Origin of the sequence: Bradyrhizobium sp. STM 3809, assembly GCF_000239795.1 — a bacterium.
Taxonomy (GTDB): domain Bacteria; phylum Pseudomonadota; class Alphaproteobacteria; order Rhizobiales; family Xanthobacteraceae; genus Bradyrhizobium.
Window position 1 is genome coordinate 1 of sequence record NZ_CAFJ01000672.1, and the last position, 24251, is coordinate 24251.

Genomic DNA, 24251 nt, shown 5'->3' on the forward strand with positions numbered 1-24251 from the left:
CCTTGACGAGATCGGACAGCCGCGGGAACGGCACCTGGTTCTGCCAAGCCATCGGGCCGAGCCAGCCCCCCTCCAGCGCGTCGATGTAGAACAGGTCGATGATGTAGATGTGGTTCAGCGTCTTCTGCAGGCTCGGGAAGAAGCCGGTACGCTCGGCGGCAAAATCCTCGCTGCTGAGCTGACCGCAGGCGGCGAGCAGCCGGTGATTGGCCCAGGCGTTGTTGTAGGCAAAGCCGCGAAAAATCTGGACGAGATCGGCGGGCATCGGACCTCATGTCGGGCGGAGGGACGCCCGACTATACGCGATCCGGCCCGGCGCGCGATGGCCGTGCACGAGTTGTCCCCGCGCGGCGTCGGCCCGGGGAACCAGGGCGTGCGCGCCGAGGCAAATTCCCGCCGCTGCATCAAGCCGACGCGCCCTGTCCAGTCCTTCCGTAAAAAATAATTATGTTTCGATTTTACGGAAAATATGCTTCACTCCCGTCATCCTGCTTCGCCACGAGGGGCGCTTCGCGATCGTCACGAACGTTGAAGCGGGGATGCGGTGGCCGCGACACGGCGCAGCGTGCTCTCGGGTGCGCGGACGAACGGCATGGCGCGGACGTGAAGTCGCGTGGTCCCGGCATCCCGATGCTGATGCCAAATTCGCGACGATGCTTGCGCATCGGGCGGACGACGGTGGCCCAGAGCCGGTGCACCGAGGAGAGCGCGAAATAAGCGTGAAAACCATCGCGCAGGGAAGGCCGGGTCGGTCCGGCTGAACCTGTGGTTCTCTCCCCGTGCTTTTCTTTCGCACGGGGGCCACGGGTGCCAGTCGGCACCCGGCCTTCCCTGCGCCCTCTGTTCAAGAGAAGGGCACATCGATCAGCACAGCTCGGACAGATCCTGTCGCGAGGCCGGTGATGCTTGCGCGATTGTCGAATACAGCTCCTGCTTCTCTCGGAAGGCATTCGGTCGAACGCCACCGGGAAAGCGTAGCCCGGGTGAGCGCAGCGACACCCGGGTTCATCGCAACAGCTCGTGTGAACCCGGATGTCGCTTCCACCTTCGCCTTGCAGGCTTCGGCGGACAAGCCGCTCATCGAGGCTACGAGGGGTCTTTCGACTAACTCACTCCGGCATCGTTTCGCCGGAACCGCCGAACTCCGCCGGAAAATCCTTCAGCTTCGGCAGTCCGTCCTTGATCGGCAGCACGCTCTCCGCATAGTTGACGTGCACACCGGGCGTGAACTTCAAGGTCGGAATGGTCGCGGCATAGACGTCGATCATGCCGAGCGGCGGATGGTCGGTCATCAGGTGACCACCGCACTTGGTGCAGTATTTGCGGTGGCTCATGTCGGTCTTGTGATAGGTGCCGATCGCCTCCGCGCCCTTGGTGACGCGCACATTCGCAGGCTTCCACAAGGTGAAGGCGTTGACCGGTCCCGCCGACCACGAGCGGCAGGACGAGCAGTGGCAATAGCCCATCGCCTCCGGCTCGCCATCGGCCTCGAGCTCGACCGTGCCGCAGAAGCATTTGCCCTGATAAAGCGTCATGACAGCATTCTCCCTGACTGTTTTTGGCTGTTGGACGACCATGCTGGCACAGCTGCACGGCCAAAGGGAATCCCAGAATGCAGATGCCGGCGTGGAACATCTGGTGCGGCGCAGCGGCGAGGTCGAAGACCCCAATCCGGTCGCCGGTCGCAACCCTCATGGTGAGGAGCGCCGAAGGCGCGTCTTGAACCATGAGGCCACAATTGCGGCCTCGCCCTTCGAGACGCCCGCCTGCGACGGGCTCCTCAGGGTGAGGGTCAACAGGATCTCCCGAGATGCAAACGATGTCGGCACGATCATCGTTCTCAACGCAGAAGGATGTGACCACGAGGCCAGGGCGCCTCGAAATTCCGTGCCACGGCCGTGTGCATGGCCCCATACGCGCGGAGCGGCTTGCTCCGGCACCCCCGGTGCCGTTAGCTCTTGCCACAACAACGAACGAGGGAGCCGACGCCGCGATGGGACCGCTTGCGGGCATCAAGGTCATCGACATGACCACCGTGCTGATGGGGCCGTATGCCGCCCAGACGCTCGGCGATTACGGCGCCGACGTCATCAAGGTGGAATCGCCCGAGGGCGACGTCACCCGCAAGATCGGCCCGTGGCGCCATGCCGGCATGGGGCCGGTGACCCTCAACACCAATCGCAGCAAGCGCGTGATCTGCCTCGACCTGAAGAAGCCGGCCGGCCGCGAGGCCGTGCTGCGCATGGTGGGGGATGCCGACGTGCTGCTCTACAACATCCGTCCGCAGGCAATGGCGCGGCTGAACCTCGGCTATGAGGTCATCTCCGCGCTCAATCCGCGGCTGGTCTATGCCGGCGTGTTCGGCTTCGGCCAGGACGGCCCCTATGCGGCCAAGCCCGCCTATGACGACCTGATTCAGGGCGGCGCGGCGCTGTCGCATCTGATGGCGGTCGCCGGCGACGGGACGCCGCGCTACGTGCCGAACGCGCTGGTCGACCGCATCGTCGGGCTCACCGCCGTCGGCGCCATCTGCGCCAGCCTGGTGTATCGCGACCGCACGGGACGCGGCCAGCGTCTGGATGTGCCGATGTTCGAAACCATGTCAGCCTTCATCATGGGCGACCACATGGGCGGCCTCACTTACGAGCCACCCCTCGACCGCGGCGGCTATGCGCGGCACCTGTCGCAGGACCGACGGCCCTACAAGACCGCCGACGGCCATATCTGCGTGATCGTCTACAACGACAAGCAATGGGACGCGTTCTTTGCGGCCTCAGGCCGCACCGACCTGCGCGCCGACGACCGCTTCAACACGTTTGCCCATCGCGCCGCCAACATCGATGTCGTCTATGCCGAGCTCGCGCGCATCTTCCAGACGCGCACCACGGCGGAATGGACCGCATTGCTGGATCAAGCCGACATCCCGGTCATGCCGATGCACGACCTCGAGAGCCTGCTGCACGATCCGCACCTCGTCGCGACCGATTTCTTTCCCGTCGTGGAGCATCCGACCGAAGGCCCGATCCGCAGCACCCGCGTGTCCGCGACATGGTCCGAGACCAGGGCCGAGCCGAAGCATCTGGCGGGCCGGCCGAACGAGCATGGCTTAGAGATCCTGCGCGAGCTCGGCTTTTCGGACGACGAGATCGCCGCGATGATCCGCGATGGCGCCACGATGCCACCGCCTGCGAAGGAGTGATTCGATGGATTTCGCGCTCTCCGCCAATCAGGACTCGATCCGCGACGCGGTGGCCAGGATCTGCGCCCGCTTCGACGACGCCTACTGGCTGAAAAAGGACAAGGAGGGCGGCTTTCCCGCCGACTTCCACCAGGCGCTGGCCGATGCCGGCTGGCTCGGCATCTGCATTCCCGAAGAATATGGCGGTTCGGGTCTCGGCATCCTCGATGCCGCGATCATGATGCGCACGATCGCCGAGTCGGGCGCCGGGATGTCCGGCGCCTCGGCGATCCACATGAATGTCTTCGGGCTCAATCCGGTCGTCGTGTTCGGCACCAAGGAGCAGTGCGCGCGGATGCTGCCGGGCATCGTCGATGGCCGCGAGAAGGCGTGCTTCGCGGTGACCGAGCCGAACACCGGCCTCAACACCACGCAGCTCAAGACCCGCGCGGTGCGCAAGGGGGACCGCTACGTCGTCAACGGCCAGAAGGTGTGGATCTCCACCGCGCAGGTCGCGGAAAAGATCCTGCTGCTGGCGCGCACCACGCCGCTCGAGGAGGTGAAGCGCCCGACCCATGGCCTGAGCCTGTTCTACACCGATTTCGATCGCAGCCGCATCAAGGTGCACGAGATCGACAAGATGGGCCGCAAGCCGGTCGACTCCAACGAGCTGTTCTTCGAGGATTTCGAGATCCCAATCGAAGATCGTCTTGGCGAGGAGGGGCGGGGCTTCGACTACATCCTGCACGGCATGAACCCCGAGCGCATCCTGATTGCGGCAGAGGCCGTCGGCCTCGGCCATCTCGCGCTGTCGCGCGCCTCGGCCTATGCGCGGACGCGCAATGTGTTCAATCGCCCGATCGGCCAGAATCAGGGCATCCAGCATCCCCTCGCCAAGAACTGGATGGAGCTCGAGGCCGCCTGGCTGATGGTGCTGCAGGCCGGCTGGCAATACGACCAGGGCATGGCCTGCGGTCCCGCCGCCAATGCTGCGAAATATCTCGCCGCCGAGGCCGGCTTCCATGCCTGCGAGCAGGCCGTGATGACCCACGGTGGCTTCGGCTATGCGCGCGAGTATCACGTCGAACGTTACCTGCGTGAATCCCTGATCCCCCGCATTGCGCCGATCAGCCCGCAACTGATCTTGTCCTTCATCGCCGAGAAGGTGCTCGGCATGCCGAAGTCGTATTGAGATGTCGTCGTGAGATGAATTGCGCAGAAATGACGAACCACGCTGTTAGGAACGCACAACGCCTGCATTCCTTCCCCCCTGTGGGGGAGGGGCAGGGAGTGGGGGACCCGACAAAGACTCTTCGTGTGGCCACCCGCACCTCCGCCTCCCTCCCCGCAACGGCAGGGCTGTCGCATATGAAGATCGCGGTTATGTGCTCGTCTCTCTCCACGTCGTCCGGCGTCCTGAGAACGACGTGGATGCCCGGGACAAGCCAAGGACAAGCCGGGGTATGACGGAGTAACAAATGAGCAGGATCGTTCGCCGGTACAGCTCCGCATCGCCATACGCGACAGCCCTGCCCGCAAGGGAGTGGGGAGCACGGCGGTGCTCGAGGCTTTGTTCTCGCTTCACGGCAGGCTGCGTAGATTCCGCCTCGTCATTCCGGGGCGCGACGAAGTCGCGAACCCGGAATCGCGAGATTGTCTTGCTCCGTTATCCCTCACCTCGAGATTCCGGGTTCATCGCGACGCGATGCCCCGGAATGACGGAGGAGGGCGTGGCGCGATGACCTACATCACCGGCACCGGCCTCACATCGTTCGGCCGCCACGACGGCCGCTCGTCGCTCGATCTCATGAGCATGGCGGCGCAGCTCGCGCTGGACGATGCCGAGCTCACCCGTCGCGACATCGACGGCATCCTGTGCGGCTATTCCACCGTGTCGCCGCACATCATGCTGGCGACCGTGTTCGCCGAGCATTTCGGCATCGCGCCGTCGTATGCCCACGCGGTGCAGGTCGGTGGCGCCACCGGGCTCGCGATGGTGATGCTCGCGCATCATCTCGTCGAGGCCGGCGTCGTCAGGCACATGCTCGTCGTCGCCGGCGAGAACCGTCTGACGGGTCAGAGCCGCGACGCCTCGATCCAGGCGCTGGCGCAGGTCGGGCATCCCGACTACGAGCTGCCGCTGGGTCCCACGATCCCCGCTTATTATGGCCTCGTCGCCTCCCGCTACATGCACGAATACGGCGTCACCGAGCGCGATCTCGCGGAGTTCGCCGTGCTGATGCGCAGTCATGCGCTCGATCATCCCGGCGCGCAGTTCCACGAACGGATCACGGTCGCCGACGTGATGGCGTCCAAGCCGGTGGCGAAGCCGCTGAAGCTGCTCGACTGCTGCCCGGTGTCGGACGGCGGCGCCGCCATCATCGTCAGCCGCGAGCCGACCGGGACAGCGGCCGTGCGCGTGCGCGGCTGCGCCCAGGCGCATACCCACCAACACGTCACGGCGGCGCCGGCTCTGAGCGGGCTCGGCGCCGAGATCGCGATCAGGAAGGCGAAGGCCGCCGCCGGACTGGAGATCGCGGACGTCCGCTACGCCGCCGTCTACGACAGCTTCACCATCACGCTGTGCATGTTGCTCGAAGATCTCGGCCTGGCCGGCCGTGGCGAAGCCGCGGCGCGCGTGCGGGACGGCCATTTCAGCCGCGACGGCGCCGTGCCGCTCAACACCCATGGCGGGCTGCTGAGCTACGGTCATTGCGGCGTCGGCGGCGCGATGGCGCATCTCAACGAAGCGCATCTGCAGATGACGGGACGGGCCGGCCGCCGTCAGGTCCGCGATGCCGCGCTCACGCTACTGCATGGCGACGGGGGAGTGCTGTCATCGCATGTCAGCATGTTCTGGGAGCGGGAGCGATGAGCGATTCGGCTGACTGGACCAAGGGCGTCGCAGCGATTCGCTATCAGCGCTGCGCGTGCTGCGCCCATGTGCAGTACTTTCGCCGCGACTTCTGCGCGGCCTGCGGCTCGCTGGCACTGACGGACCACGCCGCCGAGGGCGTGGGTACGGTCTATGCGACGTCGCTGGTGTGCCGCGCGGCAACGCCGGAAACGCGCGCGCATGTGCCGTACAACATCGTGCTGGTGGATATGCGCGAGGGCTTTCGGATGATGGCGCATGGCGACCACGATCTCGCGATCGGCGACGTCGTCAGCGCGCGATTGGTCCCCTTCGCGGGCGCTACCGTGCCTTACTTCGAGAGGACGAAATGACCGGAGGCGGCTGCGTCAGATCAGAAAACGCGGAACGCGGGCGACCGAGGCGGGACGATACGCACAACACATTCGTCCCGACCCGGATCGCCGCGCGATTGACGCAATACTCTACGCTACGCTTACTAACTCAAACGCAACTCAACTCGGTCGTTCGCGTGAGCAATCGAGCCCACAATCCCACCTACGGGCGATGAAGAAACTGCGACGCAGAACCTCCAGACAGCCCTTCATCGCCCGTAGAACAGGACGCTGGCGATGACGATCATGGACGTCACGGCCAGCATGTGTGCGAGTGCCTCCGATGTTGCCCTCTTAGTGGCTTCCTTCATGCCGTTTCCTCCCTGGACTGGACACGACTTTCCGTTGCGCAAATACACACGCGACGAACGGCTGGAATTTTACTCGGAACACCCCGTGCGATGTCCGCTTCGCGAGTCCCCACTCGGCGTTCATCGACGGTTCAGAACATCGTCAGGTAATGCGGCGCGAATTGGGCTCGCTTATGGTTGTCCTGCGACCGACTGCTGGTAACGTTTGGGCGAGCCCGTACAAATACGAGTGACGAGCTATAATGACCGGAGGCTATTAGCTGCCGTGATTACAACCTTAGATTTTATGATGCGGCGATGACATGTGACGCTGTGATGACAGTCTCAGTCCGCAGCCAGGAGGTTGAGCCGTGCATTGGCGACCGTCAGGCGCTCCGCCAGCAACTGCGCGAGATTGCGCATGATCCGCTCCCCGGCGCGCGGATGCCGCGCCCGGAAGCGCTCGAAATCATCGAGCGCGACCTCAAACGCGGTCGCCGAGAAGTCGGCCGTCACGTCGGCAGATCTTGCCGGCTCGAGCAGGGCCATCTCGCCGAAGCATTGCCCCGCCGTCAGCGTGGCCAGCCGGATGCCGTCTGGCAAGGTGACATGAACCACGCCGGAGCGCAGGAAGAACAGCGAGCTCGCTGCCTCTCCCGCGGAAAGGATTCGCTCGCTCTGCTGATAGTGCCGGATCGTGGCGAGCGCGGCCAACTCGTGGCGTTCGTCGGCAGAGAGGCCGGCAAGCAGCGGCTGCTCGGCGAGCTCGGTGGTCTCGAGAAAGTCGATCGCGCCGCCGTAGCGATAGACGATCTGGTCCTCGGCCCATTCGATCGCGGTGTCCAACAGGTAGAAATCGCGTACGTTCCGGATGTCGCCGGTGCGCGCGGTGATTTCCTGCCATTCCGGCGAGGTCCGGCGGATGCCGGACAGCACGACGGTCACGTGGAAGTCGGCGAGCTCATGGAACAGCTCCGCGAGCAGCCGCAGGCCCGCGGGTGTCATCGCAGTGACGCGGTGCAGATCGAAGATCACGAATTGCGGCCGTTCGGCTGCCGCCAGCTGGCGGGAGACGTAGTCGACGTTCGAGAGCGACAAGGTGCCGACCAGCTCGAGCACGCGCACGGCGTCGGGGTGCGCGGCGAGGATCTCGCGCTCCTGGGTGCGGCGGCTGCGCCGCGACGGACTGGCGCCGATGTCGTAATCCGCGATGATCGTGGTGCGCGCATCGTCGGAGCGGTTCAGCATGTGCAGGCCGTAATGCGCCGACAAGGCCTCGCACACCTTGATGCCGCGCACGCTGTTGCCGTGGCCGTCGAGCCGCGGCGAGTAGCTGCCGAGGCCGAGCCGCGCCGGCAGGCTCGCCAGGATGCCGCCGCCGACCCCGCTCTTGGCGGGGATGCCGACGCGGTAGATCCACTCTCCGGCGAAATCATACATGCCCGACGAGGTCATGACCGAGAGCGTGCGCGACACCGCGTAGGGCGTGACGACCTGCTCGCCGGTCACCGGATTGACTCCGCGATTGGCCAAGGTCGCCGCCATGATCGCGCAATCGCGCGCGGTGACCAGCACGGCGCATTGCCGGAAGTAGACGGCGAGCACGTCGTCGACGGACTCGCTGATGACGTTGGAGGTCCGGAGCAGATAGGCGATCGCACGGTTGCGGTCGCCGGTCGCCGTTTCCGACGCGAACACGGCGTCGTCGACGTCGAGCTTGCGGCCGGCGAAACGGCCGAGCGCGTCGCGAATGGTCTCGAACGCATCGGCCTGGCGGGCCTGACGCACCAGGCCGCTGCAGGCGATGGCGCCGGCATTCACCATCGCGTTGAACGGATGGTTGTCGGCATTGAGGCGGATCGAGTTGAAGGGATCGCCGGAAGGCTCGACGCCGATCACGCGCTCGACCGCGTCGGAGCCGAGGATGTCGAGCGCCAGCGCGAACACGAACGGCTTCGACATCGACTGGATCGTGAACGGCACGCGGCTGTCGCCGACCTCGTAGACATGGCCGTCGAGCGTGGCGAGGCTGATGCCGAAATGCGCCGGGTCCGCCTTGCCGAGTTCGGGGATGTAGTTCGCGACCGCGCCGTCGTGATCCGACCAGAACTCGGCGTGACAGGCCGAGAGGAAGCGCTGCAGCGGCGGCATCGCGGCGGACGTCCAGTGTTGCGGATTGCGGATGGGCCGCGAGGGATCGGTGGTCATGATGGGCTCGGCGGGGACACGGGTGGCGCGCCGGTTATGTCGCAGCCGCGCCGGAGCGGCCAGCCCACACTTGGAGCAGGGCTGGTCACTTGTTGCCGCTGCCCATGGATTGAGCGGCCGCGAGATGGAGCGCGAGCAGCATCGTGCGGTGCATCAGCACCTTTGCCGCGGCGCAGGGCTGGCATGCCATTGCGATTTGCGCTGAGAGGTCGCGTCTTGTGCCAACACGCTGAAGAACGACGGGTTTTGGAAACGCTCTTGTGTTGTCGCAGCAAAAGGGCTGGGCTAGCTTGTTCTGCAAGCGGAATTTAATTCCGCATCATGGAATTGAATGGAACGCGCATGGGACGACGGTCTGAGCGATTGAGCAGGGTGGGCATGCTGCCCGGGGATCTCGCCGGCGACGGCGAGGTCATCCAGGTGGTGTCGCGGGCGTTCGACGTGCTTCGCTGCTTCGAGGGGCACGATGCGCGGCTCGGCAATCTGGAAATCTCCAACCGCTGCGGCCTGCCGCGGTCGACAGTGTCGCGGCTGACGCACACGCTGACGCGGATGGGGCAGCTCGTCTATCTTCCGCGCGACCAGAAGTACCGCATCGGTCCGAGCGCGGTCGCGATGAGCACGTCGATGACCCGCGGGCTGCAGTTGCGCAATTTGATCCGCCAGCGCCTGCAGGATGTCGCCGAGCAATTGCCGGGCACCGTCGGCTTCGTCATCCCGGATCAGTTTCATCTCGTCTATCTGGAGTTCGGCCGCGCCGCGAACGCGCTCGGCCTCCACGAGACCACCGGCAGCCGCATCTCGATGGCCTCGACGGCGGCGGGGCACGCCTATGTGGCCGCGCTCGAGCCGGAGGTCGGCGATGCGCTGCTCGCCGAGATGGAGCGCGAGATGCCGGACGCGGCCAGCCTCCTGCGGCCTCGGCTGGCCCACAACAGGCAGTTCCTGAAGGAGCATGGCTACGTGGTGGCCTGCGGCCTGTGGAGCCCTCACATCAACGGCCTCGCGCTGCCGGTGTGGTCGCCGCAGTACCAGACCAATGTCGTGCTCACGATCGGGCTGCTGTCGGCGATGTACGACGAGCGTCGCCTGCACGACGAGGTGGCGCAGCCGATGCGCGAGCTCGGCCGCAACATTGCAGCCCTGCTGCAAGGCGCCGAAACCGATGTCTTCAACAGCCGGATGGAGAGAAAGCCGCTCCCTGTGACCGCGAAGACCAATCACAAGAACAAGACCATCACCGGGGCAGGGGGAACGAATGAGTTGGCAGCCGGAGCTCGAGGAATTGGCCCGGCGCGAGGCCTTCGCGCGGGAGATGGGCGGGCCTGACAAGGTCAAGCGCCAGCACGACCAGGGCCGCCTCACCGTTCGCGAGCGCATCGACGGCGTCGTCGATCCCGGCAGCTTCCACGAGATCGGCGCCGTCGCCGGTCTTGGCGAATATGACGAGCAGGGCGAGCTCAAGCACGTCACGCCCGCCAATTGCGTGTTCGGGCGCGCCCGCGTCGACGGCCGCACCGTCGTGGTGGTCGGCGACGATTTCACCGTCCGCGGCGGTTCGGCCGATGCGTCGATCGCGGCCAAGCCGCTGATGGCCGAGGAGATGGCGCACGACTTCCGTCTGCCCATCATCCGCATCATCGAGGGCTCCGGCGGCGGCGGCTCGGTCAAGACGATCGAGACCAAGGGCGCGGCCAACCTGCCGGGCGGCATCGGCGGCAATCGCTGGTACCGCTATACGACGGAGAACATGTCGCTGGTGCCGGTGGTCGGCCTCGGCCTCGGCTCCGTCGCCGGCCTCGGTGCTGCGCGGCTCGCGGCGAGCCACTACTCGGTGATGACCCGGCAATCGGCGATGTTCGTCGCCGGTCCGCCTGTCGTGAAGCGGCTCGGCCAGGACCTCGGCAAGATGGAGCTCGGCGGCGCCGACATCCAGACCAAGGCAGGCGGCGTCGACCACGCCGTCGACACCGAGGCGGAGGCGTTCGCCTGCGCGCGGCGATTCCTGTCCTATCTGCCGTCGTCGGTCTACGAGCTGCCGCCGATCTTGCCCTGCACCGACGATCCGCAGCGAAGCGACGAGCAGCTGATCAGCGCCGTGCCGCGCGATCGCCGCCGGGTCTACAAGATGCGGCCGATCATCGAGTCCGTCGTCGACAGCGGCTCGTTCTTCGAGGTGGCGCAGAACTACGGCCGCCCGCTCATCGTCGGCCTCGCACGGCTCGAGGGCCGCGCGGTGATGGTGCTGGCGAGCGATCCCTATCACTATGGCGGCTCATGGACGGCGGATGCCTGCCAGAAGGTGATCCGCTGGGTCGACTTTGCCGAGACCTTCCATCTGCCGATCGTCTACCTGATGGACTGCCCCGGCTTCATGGTCGGCCTGGAGGCCGAGAAGGCCGCGACCATCCGCCATGGCGTGCGCGCGATGGCGGCGGTGAACCAGTCGACGGTGCCGTGGTGCACGGTGATCGTGCGCAACTCGTTCGGAGTCGCCGGCGTCGTGCATCAGCCGGCCGACCGTTTCTCGATCCGCTATGCATGGCCGTCGGCCTATTGGGGCTCGCTGCCGCTCGAGGGCGGCATCGAGGCGGCGTATCGCGCCGAGATCGATGCGGCTCCGGATCCGAAGGCCAAGCTCAAAGAGATCGAGGAGCGGCTGAACAAGCTGCGCTCGCCGTTCCGTTCGGCCGAGAAGTTCTGGGTCGAGGAGATCATCGACCCGCGCAAGACGCGCGCGCTGCTGTGCGAGTTCGCGCGTCTCGCCGAGCCGTTGCGCACGCCGGGGCCGCCGACCGCGATGACGACGCGGCCGTGATTACGCCGCGGCAGGCTTGGCCTGCCGCGCAATGGCGAGCGCGAGCAGCGCCGCGATGATGCAGAGCGCGCCGGCGGTGAAGAACGCCGGCAGATAGCTCTGCAGCAAAGTGCGCGACAGGCCGGCGCCGAAAGCGGCGGTGCCGGCGCCGAGCTGATGTCCGGCGAACACCCAGCCGAACACCAGATTGGCGCGTTCGGGCCCGAACCGCTGCGCCGTCAGCCGCACCGTCGGCGGCACGGTGGCGATCCAGTCGAGACCGTAGAACATCGCGAACAGCGACAGGCCGTAGAACGAGAAGTCGGTGAAGGGAAGGAACAACAGCGAGAGCCCGCGCAGGCCGTAATACCAGAACAAGAGCCAGCGATTGTCGTAGCGGTCCGACAGCCAGCCCGACACGATCGTGCCGACGAAGTCGAACATGCCCATCGCGGCGAGCAGGCTGGCGGCCTGCACCTGCGGGATGCCGAAATCGAGACACATCGGAATCAGGTGCACCTGCACGAGGCCGTTGGTCGAGGCGCCGCAGATGAAGAAGGTCGCGAACAGCATCCAGAACACCGGCACCCGCACGGCATCCCGCAGGGTGCCGAGCGCGGCCGCGAGGATCGGCGTGGTGACGGGGGCGGGCGCCGCGATCGGCTCGGTGCCGGTGTCGCCGAAGGGACGCAGGCCGAGATCGCTCGGGCGGTCGCGCATCAAGAGCAGCACGGCGGTCGCGGAGACGCCGAGCGCGATGCAGACGAGCGCCAGCGCCGTGCGCCAGCCGAGCCGCTCGGTGAGGCTGGCGAGCAGCGGCAGGAACACCAGCTGTCCGGTGGCGACGCTGGCGGTGAGGATGCCGACCACGAGACCGCGCCGGGCCACGAACCAGCGCGTGGCGATGGTCGCGCCCAGGACCAGGGCGGTCATGCCCGTGCCGATGCCGATCACGACGCCCCACAGCAGCACGAGGTGCCACACCTGGGTCATCGCAAGGGAGGCGAGCAGGGCCGAGACCACGATCAGCTGCGCCAGCAGCGTGATGTTGCGCAGCCCATATCGGTTGAGCAGCGCGGCCGCGAACGGCGCCATCAGCCCGAACAGCACGAAGCGGATCGACAGCGCCGACGAGATCTCCGCCGTGCTCCAGCCGAACTCGTGCTGCAAGGGCACGATGAACACGCCGGGCGCGCCGACCGTGCCGGCGGACACGAGCGCCGTGAAGAACGTGACGGCGACCATGACCCAGCCGTAGTGGATGTTGCGCCGAGCAAGGGTTGCTGCGAGTTGGTTCGAGATCATGGAGCGCATCCGGTTGGAGAGGCTGTGCTCATCATGCCAGAATGAGCGTGCGACATGAATGCCAATGTTCCCTCGTTTCGGGACATCACGCCCGCTCCAGCGCGATCGCCGTGGCCTCGCCACCGCCGATGCACAGCGCGGCGACACCGCGCTTCAGGCCACGTGCCTGCATCGCGTGCAGCAGCGTCACGATCAGCCGCGCGCCGGTGGCGCCGATCGGATGACCGAGCGCGCAGGCCCCGCCATTGACGTTGAGCCGGTCGCGGGGAATGCCGAGGTCGCGCTGTGCGGCCATGGCGACCACCGCGAACGCCTCGTTGATCTCGAACAGGTCGACATCCTCGACGCGCCAGCCGACCTTGTCGAGCAGCTTCCTGATCGCCGGAATCGGCGCGGTCGTGAACCATTGCGGCTCCTGGCTGTGCGTGGCGTGTCCCTTGATCTCGGCGATCACCGGAAGGCCGTGCCGCTCGGCGCGCGTTCGCGTCGCAAGCACGAGCGCCGCAGCGCCGTCGGCATTAGCGGAGGATGCCGCGGGCGTGATCGTGCCGTCCTTGCGGAATGCCGCCTTCAGCGCCGGGATCTTGGCCGGATCGACCTTGAGCGGATGCTCGTCGTTCGTCACCACTCGCGGACCGGATTTTTCCGTCAGCGTGATCGGCACGATCTCGGCCGCGAACGCGCCGCTTTCGACCGCCTTTCGGGCGCGCGTCAGCGTTTCGATGGCGTAGGCGTCCTGGTCGGCGCGGGTGAACTGATACGCTTCCGCCGTGGCCTCGCCGAAATCGCCCATCGAGCGGCCGGTGTCATAGGCGTCCTCCAGCCCGTCCAGCATCATGTGATCGAGAATGCGGTCATGGCCGGCGCGATAGCCGCCGCGCGCCTTGGCCAGCAGATAAGGCGCATTGCTCATGCTCTCCATGCCGCCCGACACGACGATATCGGCCGAGCCGGCCCGGATGATGTCGTGCGCGAGCATCGTCGCCTTCATCCCGGAGCCGCAGACCTTGTTGATCGTCGTGGCGCCGGTCGCGTCGGGCAGGCCGGCGCCGCGCGCGGCCTGTCGCGCCGGGGCCTGGCCCTGACCCGCCGGCAGCACATTGCCCATGAACACTTCGCCGACGGCATCGGCAGCGACGGTCGCCCGCGCCAGGGCCGATTTAATCACGTGGGCGCCGAGCTCGTGCGCGCGCAACGGCGACAATTCGCCCATGAATCGGCCGAGCGGCGTGCGCGCGGCGGACAGGATCACGACGGGATCGGACGAGGCCATGGCAGGCTCCCTGCATAAAGATGATAATCATCATATAATGCGGCGTCCGAAAAGCAAACCGCCGTTCTCGCCGAATTTGCGGTGAAGACGCAGACGAGATTGCCGGGAACTGCGGTGGGAAACTTGGAGAAACTTGCGCCCTAGCGCTTGCGGTCGATGAAGTGCTGCATCAGCCGCCTGGGCTCGTCCGTCAGGAACGACCGCCCGAAGGCGCCGATCGAGACCTGGACGGATTCCTTCAGCGGCAGTTCCTCCCATTGCCGCAGCAAGGCCTTCTGCATCCGGAGCGCTTCCGGGCCGCAGGCGAGGAGAGAGGCGATGGCGCGTTCGACCGCGGCATCGAGCCCTCCTTCAGCGGCCACCGAATCGACCAGACCCCAGGCCAGCGCAGTCGGCGCATCGATGGTCTCGGCTGTCATCAGCAGCCAGCGTGTGCGGCCCCATCCGATCAATCGCGGCAGCAGCGCGGCATGAATGACCGAAGGGATGCCGACGCGTACCTCGGGCATGCCGAATTTGGCGTCATGTCCCGCAATGCGGATGTCGCAAGCCGCCGCGACCTCCAGGCCGCCGCCGAGACACCAGCCCGGCATCCGCGCAATGACCGGAGCGGGAAAATCCCGCACCGCTTCACACAGCGCGGCGAGCCGCGAAATGAAGGCTTCGGCCGACGCCTGGTCGAGCGCCGCCATCTCATGGATGTCGGCTCCGCCGATCATGCTGCGCTCGCTCTCGCCAGCCAGCACCAAGGCGCGGATACCGGCATCGGCGGAGAGCGACCGCAGGCCACTCTCGACGGCGAGAATGGCGGCCGAGCCGAGGATGTTGAGCTTCCCGGCGTTGCAGATCGTCAGCCGTACGACACCGCGGTCGTCGCGTTCGACGCCGCAGTGGGGATTGAGCATGTCCATGGTCGCCTCATCGAGAGTACGGCCGGGTTCCGGCCGGCGGGAATGGTGTCACGGTCTTGATTTAGATCAACTCGAATTCATCAAATAGCTGAGGCGAGCGGGGCGCAGAGCTGATATTGGATGACCTTGGACATTCAATGGGACGGCAATGCGCTACTCTCCGGAACACAAGGCGGAAACCCACGCGCGAATCGTGCGCAAGGCGTCGGTACGGCTGAGGGAGAGAGGGGCTCACGGCGTGGGTGTCGCCGACCTGATGAAGGAGGCGGGGCTCACGCATGGCGGCTTCTACGCGCATTTCGAATCGCGCGAGGCGCTGGTCGTAGAGGCGTTCGGCTATGCCATCGACCGTTCGATGGAGCGCTGGCGCAAGCTCCTGGATGAGACGCCGCCGCACAAGCGAATCGCCGCGATCGTCGACGGCTATTTGTCCGTCGAGCACCGCGATGATCCCGGTCACGGTTGCGCCATTCCGGCCCTCGGGGCGGAGATTGCGCGCGAGAGTACCAAGACCCGCAAGGCTTTCGCAGCCAAGCTGGAGGCGCTGATCGACCTGTTCGCCGACTACATCGTCGACGTGCCGCGAAAGACCGCGCGCAAACGCGCGTCCGCGATGCTTGCGACCCTGATGGGAACGGTCGTCATGGCCCGCATTACCGGCAGCGGCGAGCTGTCCGACGAGATCCTGAGTTCTGGCCGCGAGGTGGCTCTGGCGGTCGCCATGGGCGGCAGCGCGGCCAAGGCCCCGGCGCCCGCGAAAAAGCCGGTCAAGAAGACGGCCGCTGCCAAGCGCTGACCGCTTTGGCGTCCGCCGGGCTGCGCTCGGCCGCAGGCTTGCCGCAGGCCCGGAGGGGCGGCAATTTCGCAGCGGCGGTCAGCGCTTAGACCCTTCCCAAACGCCGCAAAGACTGCAAGATGCCGGCCAAATCGGCACTGCTTACCCCTGCGGAGGATACCCCATGCGTTCAATCGGTCATTTCATTGGCGGCAAAGAGGTCAAGGGAACGTCTGGGCGCACGGCCGACGTTTTCGAGCCGATGACCGGTGACGTCCAGGCCAAGGTCGCGCTGGCCTCGCGCGCCGAACTCAGGGCCGCCGTCGAGAACGCCAAGGCCGCGCAGCCCGCCTGGGCCGCGACCAATCCGCAGCGCCGCGCGCGCGTGATGATGAAGTTTCTGGAACTCGCCCAGCGCGACTATGACCAGCTGGCCGAACTGCTCGCCCGCGAGCACGGCAAGACCGTCCCCGACGCCAAGGGCGACATCCAGCGCGGCCTCGAAGTGGTCGAGTTCGCCTGCGGAATTCCGCACCTGATGAAGGGCGAGTACACCGAGGGCGCCGGTCCTGGCATCGATATCTATTCGATGCGCCAGCCGCTCGGTGTCGTTGCCGGCATCACGCCGTTCAATTTCCCGGCGATGATCCCGATGTGGAAGTTTGCCCCGGCGATCGCCTGCGGCAATGCCTTCATCCTCAAGCCCAGCGAGCGCGATCCGGGTGTGCCGATGAAGCTCGCGGAGCTGATGATCGAGGCCGGCCTGCCGCCGGGCATCCTCAACGTCGTCAACGGCGACAAGGAGGCGGTCGACGCCATCCTGGAGGATCCGGACATCATGGCGGTGGGCTTCGTCGGATCGTCGCCGATCGCCCAGTACATCTATGAGCGCGCGGCCGCGCACGGCAAGCGTTGCCAGTGCTTCGGCGGCGCCAAGAACCACGCCATCGTGATGCCCGACGCAGACCTCGATCAGGCCGTCGACGCGCTGATCGGCGCCGGCTACGGCTCGGCCGGCGAGCGCTGCATGGCGGTGTCGGTCGCGGTGCCCGTCGGCAAGACCACGGCCGACCGGCTGATGGAGAAGCTGATCCCGCGCGTCGAATCCCTGAAGATCGGCACCTCGATCGATCCCTCGGCCGATTACGGCCCGCTGGTCACCCGCGAGGCGGTCGAGCGCGTGAAGAACTACGTCGACATCGGCGTCAAGGAAGGCGCGACGCTCGCCGTCGACGGCCGCGGCTTCAAGATGCAGGGCTACGAGAACGGCTTCTACATGGGCGGCTGCCTGTTCGACAACGTCACCAAGGACATGCGGATCTACAAGGAAGAGATCTTCGGCCCGGTGCTGTCAGTCGTGCGCGCCAAGGACTATGCCGAGGCGCTGGCGCTGCCGTCGGAGCACGATTATGGCAACGGTGTCGCGATCTTCACCCGTGACGGCGACGCCGCGCGCGATTTTGCGGCCAAGGTCAATGTCGGCATGGTCGGCATCAACGTGCCGATCCCGGTGCCGATCGCCTACTACACCTTCGGCGGCTGGAAGAAGTCCGGCTTCGGCGACCTCAACCAGCACGGTCCGGATTCGATCCGCTTCTACACCAAGACCAAGACGGTCACCTCGCGCTGGCCGTCGGGCGTCAAGGAAGGCGCGGAGTTCTCGATCCCGCTGATGAAGTGACGTCGAGCGGGAGCCTCACGAGGCTCTCGTTCGTCATTGCGAGCGAAGCGACGCAATCCTGGCCGTCGCACGCGACCCTGGATTGCTTCGTCGCTTCGCTCCTCGCAATGACGGAGGTTGAGGATACGCTGAACGCCAACATCAAAAATCGGGAAACGCGGAGAACGAATGCAGTTCGCTCTCGATGAGGATCAGATCGCGGTACGCGACATGGCGCGCGCCTTTGCGGCCGAGAAGATCGCCCCGCATGCGCTGCGCTGGGACGAGGAGAAGCATTTCCCGATCGATGTCATGCGCGAGGCCGCAAGCCTCGGCATGGGCGGCATCTACATCCGCGACGATGTCGGCGGCTCCGGACTGTCCCGGCTCGATGCGGCGCTGATCTTCGAGGCACTGGCGACGGGCTGCCCCACGGTGTCTGCCTTCATCTCGATCCACAACATGGCATCGTGGATGATCGACACCTTCGGCACCGAGGCGCAGCGCCAGGCGTATCTGCCGAAGCTCTGCACCATGGATATCATCGCGAGCTACTGTCTGACCGAGCCGGGCGCCGGCTCGGATGCCGCGGCGCTGCGCACGCGCGCAGTGCGCGATGGCGACGACTATGTGCTCAACGGCCAGAAGCAGTTCATCTCCGGCGCCGGCGCGACCGACATCCTCGTCGCCATGGTGCGAACGGGCGCCGACGGGCCCGGCGGCATCTCGACCCTCGTCATCGACTCCAAGACGCCCGGCGTGTCGTTCGGCGCCAATGAGCGCAAGATGGGCTGGAATGCGCAGCCGACCCGCGCCGTCATCTTCGAGAATGCGCGCGTGCCAGTGGTCAACCGGCTGGGCGACGAGGGCATCGGCTTCAAGATCGCGATGGCCGGGCTCGATGGCGGCCGGCTGAACATCGCCGCTTGCTCGCTCGGCGGCGCGCAGTCGGCGCTCGACAAGACGCTCGCCTATACCAGGGAGCGCAAGGCGTTCGGCAAGCGACTCGACGAATTCCAGGCCCTGCAGTTCCGGATCGCCGACATGGCCATCGAGCTGGAGGCGGCGCGCACCTTCCTGTGGCGTGCGGCGGCCGCGCTCGACCGCAAGGCGCCCGATGCGACCATGTTGTGCGCGATGGCCAAGCGCTTCGGCACCGATGTCGGCTTCGAGGTCGCCAACCAGGCCCTGCAACTGCACGGCGGCTACGGCTATCTCAGCGAATACGGCATCGAGAAGATCGTGCGCGATCTCCGCGTGCACCAGATCCTCGAGGGCACCAACGAGATCATGCGCCTGATCGTGTCGCGCAAGCTGATCGAGGGCGCGCGATGAGCGAAGTGGTCGAAGGAGATCTGATCGTCCGCCGCGAGGGCTCGGCGGGCATCATCCGGCTGAACCGGCCCAAGGCCATCAACGCGATGACGCTGGAGATGTCGATGGGCATCGACGCCGCGCTCGATCAGTTCGAGGCGGATCCCGCCGTTGCCGTCGTGGTGCTCGAAGGCGCCGGCGAGCGCGGGCTCTGCGCCGGCGGCGACATCCGCGGCCTCTACGAGAGCTCGAAGGCCCATGGCGACCTCGGCAAGGTGTTCTGGCGCCAGGAATACATCATGAACGCGCGCATCGCGGCGTTCTCCAAGCCTTATGTCGCGTACATGGACGGTCTGGTGATGGGCGGCGGCGTCGGCCTGTCGGCGCATGGCCGGCACCGCATCGTCACCGAGAAGACCAAGCTCGCGATGCCCGAGGTCGGCCTCGGCTTCTTCCCCGATGTCGGCGGCACATGGCTGCTGTCGCGCGCGCCGGGCGAACTCGGCGCCTATTTCGGGCTGACCGGGCAGACGATGAACGGGCCGGATGCGATCCATGCCCGCTTTGCCGATGCCGTGGTGCCGACCGAGAAATGGCCGGCCTTGCGCGAGGTTCTGACGAAGGTCAGGCCGGGGGCATTGTCCGTCGAGATCGACCGGCTCATCGCCGGCTTCGCTTCAAGCGAAACCGCCGGGCCGGTCGCCGCGCAGCAGGCGAGGATCGATGCCTGGTTCGCCCATGACAGCATGCACGATATCTTTGCGGCGCTGGAGGCCGATGATTCCGAGCTCGCGCGCGCGACCTTGAAGACGCTGAAGGAGAAGTCGCCGCGCGGCATGGTGGTGACGCTGAAGCTGCTGCGCCTGGCGCGCAACGCAGCGTCGCTGCAGGACTGCCTGGTGCGCGAGTATCGCGCGGCGCTCGAAGTCTTCCGCAGCGATGATTTCCGCGAGGGCGTGCGCGCCGCGATCATCGACAAGGACCGCAGCCCGAAATGGTCGCCGCCGGATGTCGATCAGGTCACACCGGAGATGCTGGCGCCGTATCTCGCCGAGATCGGTGCGGACGAGCTGACATTTCCGCAAACGAGATAACGAGCAGGTCGAGGGGAGACAACGAACCATGGCAACGATCGCATTCATCGGCCTCGGCAACATGGGCGGCCCGATGGCCGCCAATCTCGTCAAGGCCGGCCACAGAGTGGTCGCGTTCGATCTGGTCGAAGCCTCGCGCACGCAAGCCAAGGCCGATGGCGCCGAGATCGCCGACAGCGCCGTTGCGGCGGTCAAGGCCGCCGACGCCGTCGTCACCATGCTGCCGGCCGGCAAGCACGTGCTGGCGGTCTGGAACGAGGTCGTGCCGGCCATGACCAAAGGTACCCTCATCATCGACTCCTCGACCATCGATGTCGAGAGTGCCCGATCGGCGCATGCGCTCGCCACCAAGCATGGCATCGCTGCCGTGGATGCGCCGGTGTCCGGCGGCACGGGCGGCGCCAAGGCCGCGACGCTCACCTTCATGTGCGGCGGCGAGGAGGGTGCGTTCGCGACCGCCAAGCCGATCCTGGAGAAGATGGGCAAGAAGATCGTCCATTGCGGCGGCGCTGGCGCCGGCCAGGCGGCCAAGATCTGCAACAACATGATCCTGGGCATCTCGATGATCGCGGTCAGCGAGGCCTTTGCGCTGGGCGAGAAGCTCGGCCTGTCGCATCAGGCGCTGTTCGATGTCGCCTCGACCTCGTCGGGCCAGTGCTGGTCGCTGACATCCTATTGTCCGGTGCCCGGGCCGGTGCCGGCCTCGCCGGCCAACAACGACTACAAGCCTGGCTTCGCCAGCGCGCTGATGTTGAAGGACCTGACACTGTCGCAGGAGGCGGCCAAGGCCGCCGGCGCGGCAACGCCGCTCGGCCAGCACGCGCAGGAGATCTACAAGGCGTTCGAGGCCGCCGGCCATGGCGGCGTCGATTTCTCGGGCATCATTCAGCATGTCCGAAAGCTTGCAGGGACCGCCTGATGACGACATTCAAGGACGCACGCGCGTTTCTGCTTGCGCATCGCACCGACTACGACGCCGCGGTGAAAGGCTTTCGCTGGCCTGATCCGGTGCCGTTCAACTGGGCACTGGACTGGTTCGATGCCGAGCTTGCCTCTGACCCGGAGAGCCGCGAGCGGACGGCGTTGTGGATCTTCGATGCCGCGCAGGACCGCCAGACCAAGCTGTCCTTCGCCGCGCTGTCGCGCCGCTCCAACCAGGTCGCCAACTTCCTGCGCGCGCAGGGGCTGAAACGCGGCGATCATCTGCTGCTATTGCTCGGCAACGTCGTGCCGTTGTGGGAGACGATGCTGGCGGCGATGAAGCTCGGCGTCGTCGTGATCCCCGCGACGACGCTGCTGACGACGGATGAACTGCGCGACCGCCTGGAGCGCGGCCGCGCCAAGGCGGTGGTCGCGGCGCAGGACCAGGTGGCGAAGTTCGCCGATCTCCGCGCGGATGATCTCGTTCGCATCGTCGTGGGGAGCACGACATCAGCCGGTTGGCTTCCCTTCGAGCAGGCGGCCGAGGCCGCCGAAGCGTTCACGCCGGACGGACCGACGCAGCCCGATGATCCGATGCTGCTCTACTTCACGTCCGGCACGACGGCCAAGCCGAAGCTGGTGCGGCACAGCCATCGCAGCTATCCGGTCGGGCATCTTTCGACGATGTACTGGCTCGGCCTGCAGCCGGGCGACGTCCATCTCAACATCTCATCGCCGGGCTGGGCCAAGCACGCCTGGAGCTGCTTCTTCTCGCCCTGGAATGCGGGCGCAACGGTGTTCGTCGTCAATCAGCCGCGCTTCGATGCCAAGGGGCTGCTCGCGATCATCAAGCGCTGCGGCGTCACCACGCTGTGCGCGCCGCCGACGGTGTGGCGGCTGTTCATCCAGGAGCATCTCGCCGACTTCAAGGTGAGCCTGCGCGAGGCCTGCGGCGCCGGCGAGCCGCTCAATCCCGAAGTCATCGACCAGGTCCGCGCGGCCTGGGGGCTGACGATCCGCGACGGCTATGGCCAGACCGAGACCGCCGCCATCGTCGGCAACTCGCCGGGCCAGACGCTCAAGATCGGCTCGATGGGCCGGCCGCTGCCAGGCTATCGCGTCGAGGTGGCCGACATCGACGGCAACCTCGCGAGCGAGGGCGAGATCACGCTGGCGCTCACAGGCGAACGTCCGGCCGGCCTGATGCAGGGCTATCAGGGCGATGACGGCAAGCTGTCAGGCGCCGACGGCACGCGCTATCGGACCGGCGACGTCGTATTCCGCGACGAGGAGGGCTATCTCACCTTCGTCGGCCGCTCTGACGACGTGTTCAAATCGTCCGACTACCGCATCTCGCCGTTCGAGCTGGAGAGCGTGCTGCTGGAGCACGAGGCGGTGGCGGAGGCTGCCGTGGTGCCGAGCCCGGATCCGATCCGGCTCGCGATTCCCAAGGCCTATGTGCTGCTGACCTCGGGCGCGGAGCGCTCGCGCGCCACCGCGCTGTCGATCTTCGAGCATCTGCAGCAGCGGCTGGCGCCATTCAAGCGCATCCGCCGGCTCGAGCTGGTCAGCGAACTGCCCAAGACGATTTCGGGCAAGATCCGCCGCGTGCAGCTGCGCCGGCTGGAGCACGAGGACAACCGCACGGATCATCTGCGCGGCACGGAGTTCAAGGAAGAGGATTTCCCGGAGCTGAAGACCAAGCCGTCCGGGCACGAGGTGTAAGAACCGATGAATAAGATCTGGAAGAAGCCGCCGATTTCTCTTGCAGCCTATCAGGCCATGGTCGGCCAGGAGATCGGCGTGTCGTCGTGGCACGTGCTCGATCAGCAGCGCATCGACACCTATGCCGACGTGATCGAGGACCACCAGTTCATCCATGTCGATCCGGAAGCAGCCAAGGCGACGCCGTTCGGCACCACCATCGCGCACGGCTTTCTCACGATGTCGCTGCTGTCGGTGATGTCCTACGAGGTGATGCCGGCGATCGAGGGCACCGCCATGGGCGTCAATTACGGCTTCGACAAGCTGCGCTTCATCTCGCCGGTCAGGTCCGGCAAGCGCGTGCGCGGCCGCTTCGTGCTTGCCGAAGCCACGTTGCGCAAGCCGAAGGAGCTGCAGTCGCGCACCAATGTCACGGTCGAGATCGAGGGCGAGGACAAGCCTGCGCTGGTTGCCGACTGGATCGGACTGATCTATCTGAGCTGACCGTTTTCGTCACACCCCACCTTCGTCATCGCCGGGCTTGACCCGGCGATCCATCCCCTTCTGAAGAGGGATGGATGCCCGGGTCAAGCCCGGGCATGACGAGCATAGAACCAGGACACAGCATCATGGCAATCAGATTCGACGGACGCGTCGCCATCGTCACCGGCGCAGGCAATGGTCTCGGGCGCGCGCATGCGCTGGGGCTGGCGAGCCGCGGCGCCAAGGTCGTGGTCAATGATTTCGGCGGCGCCCGCGACGGCACCGGTGGCTCGATGACCGCGGCCGAGACCGTGGTCGAGGAGATCCGCAAGGCCGGCGGCACGGCCATGGCCGACGGTGCCGACGTCTCGAATTTCGAGCAGGTCACCGCGATGGTCGAGCGCGCCACCAGGGAGTGGGGCAGCGTCGACATCATGTGCGCCAATGCCGGCATCCTCCGCGACAAGTCGTTCGCCAAGATGGAGGTCGCGGACTTCGCCAAGGTGCTGGACGTGCATCTCGTCGGCACCTTCTACTGCTGCAAGGCGGTGTGGAACGGCATGCGCGAGCGCAACTACGGTCGCATCGTCATGACGACCTCGTCGTCCGGCCTGTTCGGCAATTTCGGCCAGGCCAATTACGGCGCGGCGAAAACCGGCATGGTCGGCCTGATGAACGTGCTGGCGGAGGAGGGCCGCAAGACCAACATCCGCGTCAACATCATCTCGCCGACCGCGGCCACCCGCATGACCGAGGAGCTGCTGCCGCCGCAGGCGCTGCAGCTGATGAAGCCGGAATCGATCACTCCCGCGGTGGAGTATCTGCTCAGCGAGGACGCGCCGACCCGCACCATCATGGGCGCCGGCGCCGGCTCGTTCGCGGTGATCAGGATCCTGGAGAGCGAGGGCATCAACCTCCCGCCGGAGGAGTGGACGCCGGACGCGGTCGCCGCGCACTTCGCCGAGATCAGCGACATGTCGAAGGCGCGCGCGCTGCAGGGCGCTTTCGAGCAGACGCAAAAATACGTCGGTCAGGCCGCGGCCCGGCTAGGGATCAAGCTCTAAGGCGCAGAGCCAACCCCACACTCCG

At 66.3% G+C, this 24251-nt stretch carries 19 protein-coding genes and 1 pseudogene; 14 read left to right on the plus strand and 6 right to left on the minus strand.

The window, feature by feature from the left end; genetic code table 11:
* Together BRAS3809_RS29655 and BRAS3809_RS29660 are read right to left on the minus strand one after the other, a co-directional pair.
* On the minus strand, positions 1-265 hold a 265-nt coding region (locus tag BRAS3809_RS29655), incomplete at its 3' end, for a DinB family protein (protein ID WP_035659365.1).
* An 844-nt stretch (positions 266-1109) separates the two neighbouring features.
* The gene (locus BRAS3809_RS29660; protein WP_008965705.1) at positions 1110-1535 is read right to left on the minus strand and encodes a GFA family protein; all 426 of its coding nucleotides are present in this window, start codon (positions 1533-1535) and stop codon (positions 1110-1112) included.
* Between the two features lie 458 nt (positions 1536-1993).
* On the opposite strand from BRAS3809_RS29660, the gene BRAS3809_RS29665 reads away from it, so the two are divergent.
* The 4 genes from BRAS3809_RS29665 to BRAS3809_RS29680 all read left to right on the plus strand — a co-directional run bounded on the left by BRAS3809_RS29665 (position 1994) and on the right by BRAS3809_RS29680 (position 6406).
* On the plus strand, positions 1994-3199 hold the full coding sequence (locus BRAS3809_RS29665) for a CaiB/BaiF CoA transferase family protein (RefSeq protein WP_008965706.1): 1206 nt from the start codon (positions 1994-1996) through the stop codon (positions 3197-3199).
* A 4-nt stretch (positions 3200-3203) separates the two neighbouring features.
* Positions 3204-4370, plus strand: a complete 1167-nt coding sequence (locus BRAS3809_RS29670; RefSeq protein ID WP_008965707.1) for an acyl-CoA dehydrogenase family protein — start codon at positions 3204-3206, stop codon at positions 4368-4370.
* A gap of 546 nt (positions 4371-4916) precedes the next feature.
* Positions 4917-6053: a thiolase family protein gene (locus tag BRAS3809_RS29675; RefSeq protein WP_008965708.1), complete on the plus strand. Its 1137-nt coding sequence runs from the start codon at positions 4917-4919 to the stop codon at positions 6051-6053.
* Complete coding sequence (locus BRAS3809_RS29680) at positions 6050-6406, plus strand: Zn-ribbon domain-containing OB-fold protein (protein ID WP_008965709.1); 357 nt, start codon at positions 6050-6052, stop codon at positions 6404-6406. The genes BRAS3809_RS29675 and BRAS3809_RS29680 overlap by 4 nt, the downstream gene beginning before the upstream one ends.
* A 656-nt stretch (positions 6407-7062) precedes the next feature.
* Here the strand turns inward: BRAS3809_RS29680 and glsA are convergent.
* Positions 7063-8925 (minus strand): glutaminase A, encoded by a 1863-nt coding sequence (gene glsA / locus BRAS3809_RS29685; RefSeq protein ID WP_008965711.1) that lies wholly within the window; start codon positions 8923-8925, stop codon positions 7063-7065.
* A gap of 342 nt (positions 8926-9267) precedes the next feature.
* Here glsA and BRAS3809_RS29690 point away from each other — a divergent pair, with 342 nt between their 5' ends.
* Positions 9268-10254 (plus strand): IclR family transcriptional regulator, encoded by a 987-nt coding sequence (locus BRAS3809_RS29690; RefSeq protein WP_008965712.1) that lies wholly within the window; start codon positions 9268-9270, stop codon positions 10252-10254.
* On the plus strand, positions 10184-11743 hold the full coding sequence (locus tag BRAS3809_RS29695; RefSeq protein WP_008965713.1) for an acyl-CoA carboxylase subunit beta: 1560 nt from the start codon (positions 10184-10186) through the stop codon (positions 11741-11743). The genes BRAS3809_RS29690 and BRAS3809_RS29695 overlap by 71 nt, the downstream gene beginning before the upstream one ends.
* Here BRAS3809_RS29695 and BRAS3809_RS29700 read toward each other — a convergent pair whose 3' ends face one another.
* The 3 genes from BRAS3809_RS29700 to BRAS3809_RS29710 form a co-directional block, all read right to left on the minus strand.
* Positions 11744-13027: an MFS transporter gene (locus tag BRAS3809_RS29700; RefSeq protein ID WP_008965714.1), complete on the minus strand. Its 1284-nt coding sequence runs from the start codon at positions 13025-13027 to the stop codon at positions 11744-11746.
* Between the two features lie 85 nt (positions 13028-13112).
* The gene (locus BRAS3809_RS29705; RefSeq protein ID WP_008965715.1) at positions 13113-14300 is read right to left on the minus strand and encodes a thiolase family protein; all 1188 of its coding nucleotides are present in this window, start codon (positions 14298-14300) and stop codon (positions 13113-13115) included.
* A gap of 140 nt (positions 14301-14440) precedes the next feature.
* Positions 14441-15211: an enoyl-CoA hydratase gene (locus tag BRAS3809_RS29710; RefSeq protein ID WP_008965716.1), complete on the minus strand. Its 771-nt coding sequence runs from the start codon at positions 15209-15211 to the stop codon at positions 14441-14443.
* Between the two features lie 148 nt (positions 15212-15359).
* On the opposite strand from BRAS3809_RS29710, the gene BRAS3809_RS29715 reads away from it, so the two are divergent.
* The 8 genes and pseudogenes from BRAS3809_RS29715 to BRAS3809_RS29750 all read left to right on the plus strand — a co-directional run bounded on the left by BRAS3809_RS29715 (position 15360) and on the right by BRAS3809_RS29750 (position 24226).
* The gene (locus BRAS3809_RS29715) at positions 15360-16007 is read left to right on the plus strand and encodes a TetR/AcrR family transcriptional regulator (protein ID WP_035659368.1); all 648 of its coding nucleotides are present in this window, start codon (positions 15360-15362) and stop codon (positions 16005-16007) included.
* Between the two features lie 163 nt (positions 16008-16170).
* Complete coding sequence (locus tag BRAS3809_RS29720; RefSeq protein WP_008965718.1) at positions 16171-17667, plus strand: CoA-acylating methylmalonate-semialdehyde dehydrogenase; 1497 nt, start codon at positions 16171-16173, stop codon at positions 17665-17667.
* A 168-nt stretch (positions 17668-17835) separates the two neighbouring features.
* Positions 17836-18981 carry an isobutyryl-CoA dehydrogenase gene (locus tag BRAS3809_RS29725; protein WP_008965720.1) on the plus strand — a complete coding sequence of 382 codons (1146 nt, stop codon included), beginning with the start codon at positions 17836-17838 and terminating at the stop codon, positions 18979-18981.
* Positions 18978-20054: an enoyl-CoA hydratase/isomerase family protein gene (locus BRAS3809_RS29730; RefSeq protein WP_008965721.1), complete on the plus strand. Its 1077-nt coding sequence runs from the start codon at positions 18978-18980 to the stop codon at positions 20052-20054. The genes BRAS3809_RS29725 and BRAS3809_RS29730 overlap by 4 nt, the downstream gene beginning before the upstream one ends.
* A 10-nt stretch (positions 20055-20064) precedes the next feature.
* Positions 20065-20973: pseudogene (gene mmsB / locus BRAS3809_RS29735) on the plus strand (3-hydroxyisobutyrate dehydrogenase); the annotation flags it as partial.
* Positions 20973-22700 (plus strand): AMP-binding protein, encoded by a 1728-nt coding sequence (locus BRAS3809_RS29740; protein WP_008965723.1) that lies wholly within the window; start codon positions 20973-20975, stop codon positions 22698-22700. The pseudogene mmsB and the gene BRAS3809_RS29740, both read left to right, overlap by 1 nt.
* Positions 22701-22706: 6 nt before the next feature.
* Positions 22707-23183, plus strand: coding sequence for a MaoC family dehydratase (locus BRAS3809_RS29745; RefSeq protein WP_008965724.1), 477 nt, complete (start codon positions 22707-22709; stop codon positions 23181-23183).
* Between the two features lie 125 nt (positions 23184-23308).
* Positions 23309-24226, plus strand: coding sequence for an SDR family NAD(P)-dependent oxidoreductase (locus tag BRAS3809_RS29750; protein WP_008965725.1), 918 nt, complete (start codon positions 23309-23311; stop codon positions 24224-24226).
* Positions 24227-24251 lie beyond the last annotated feature (25 nt).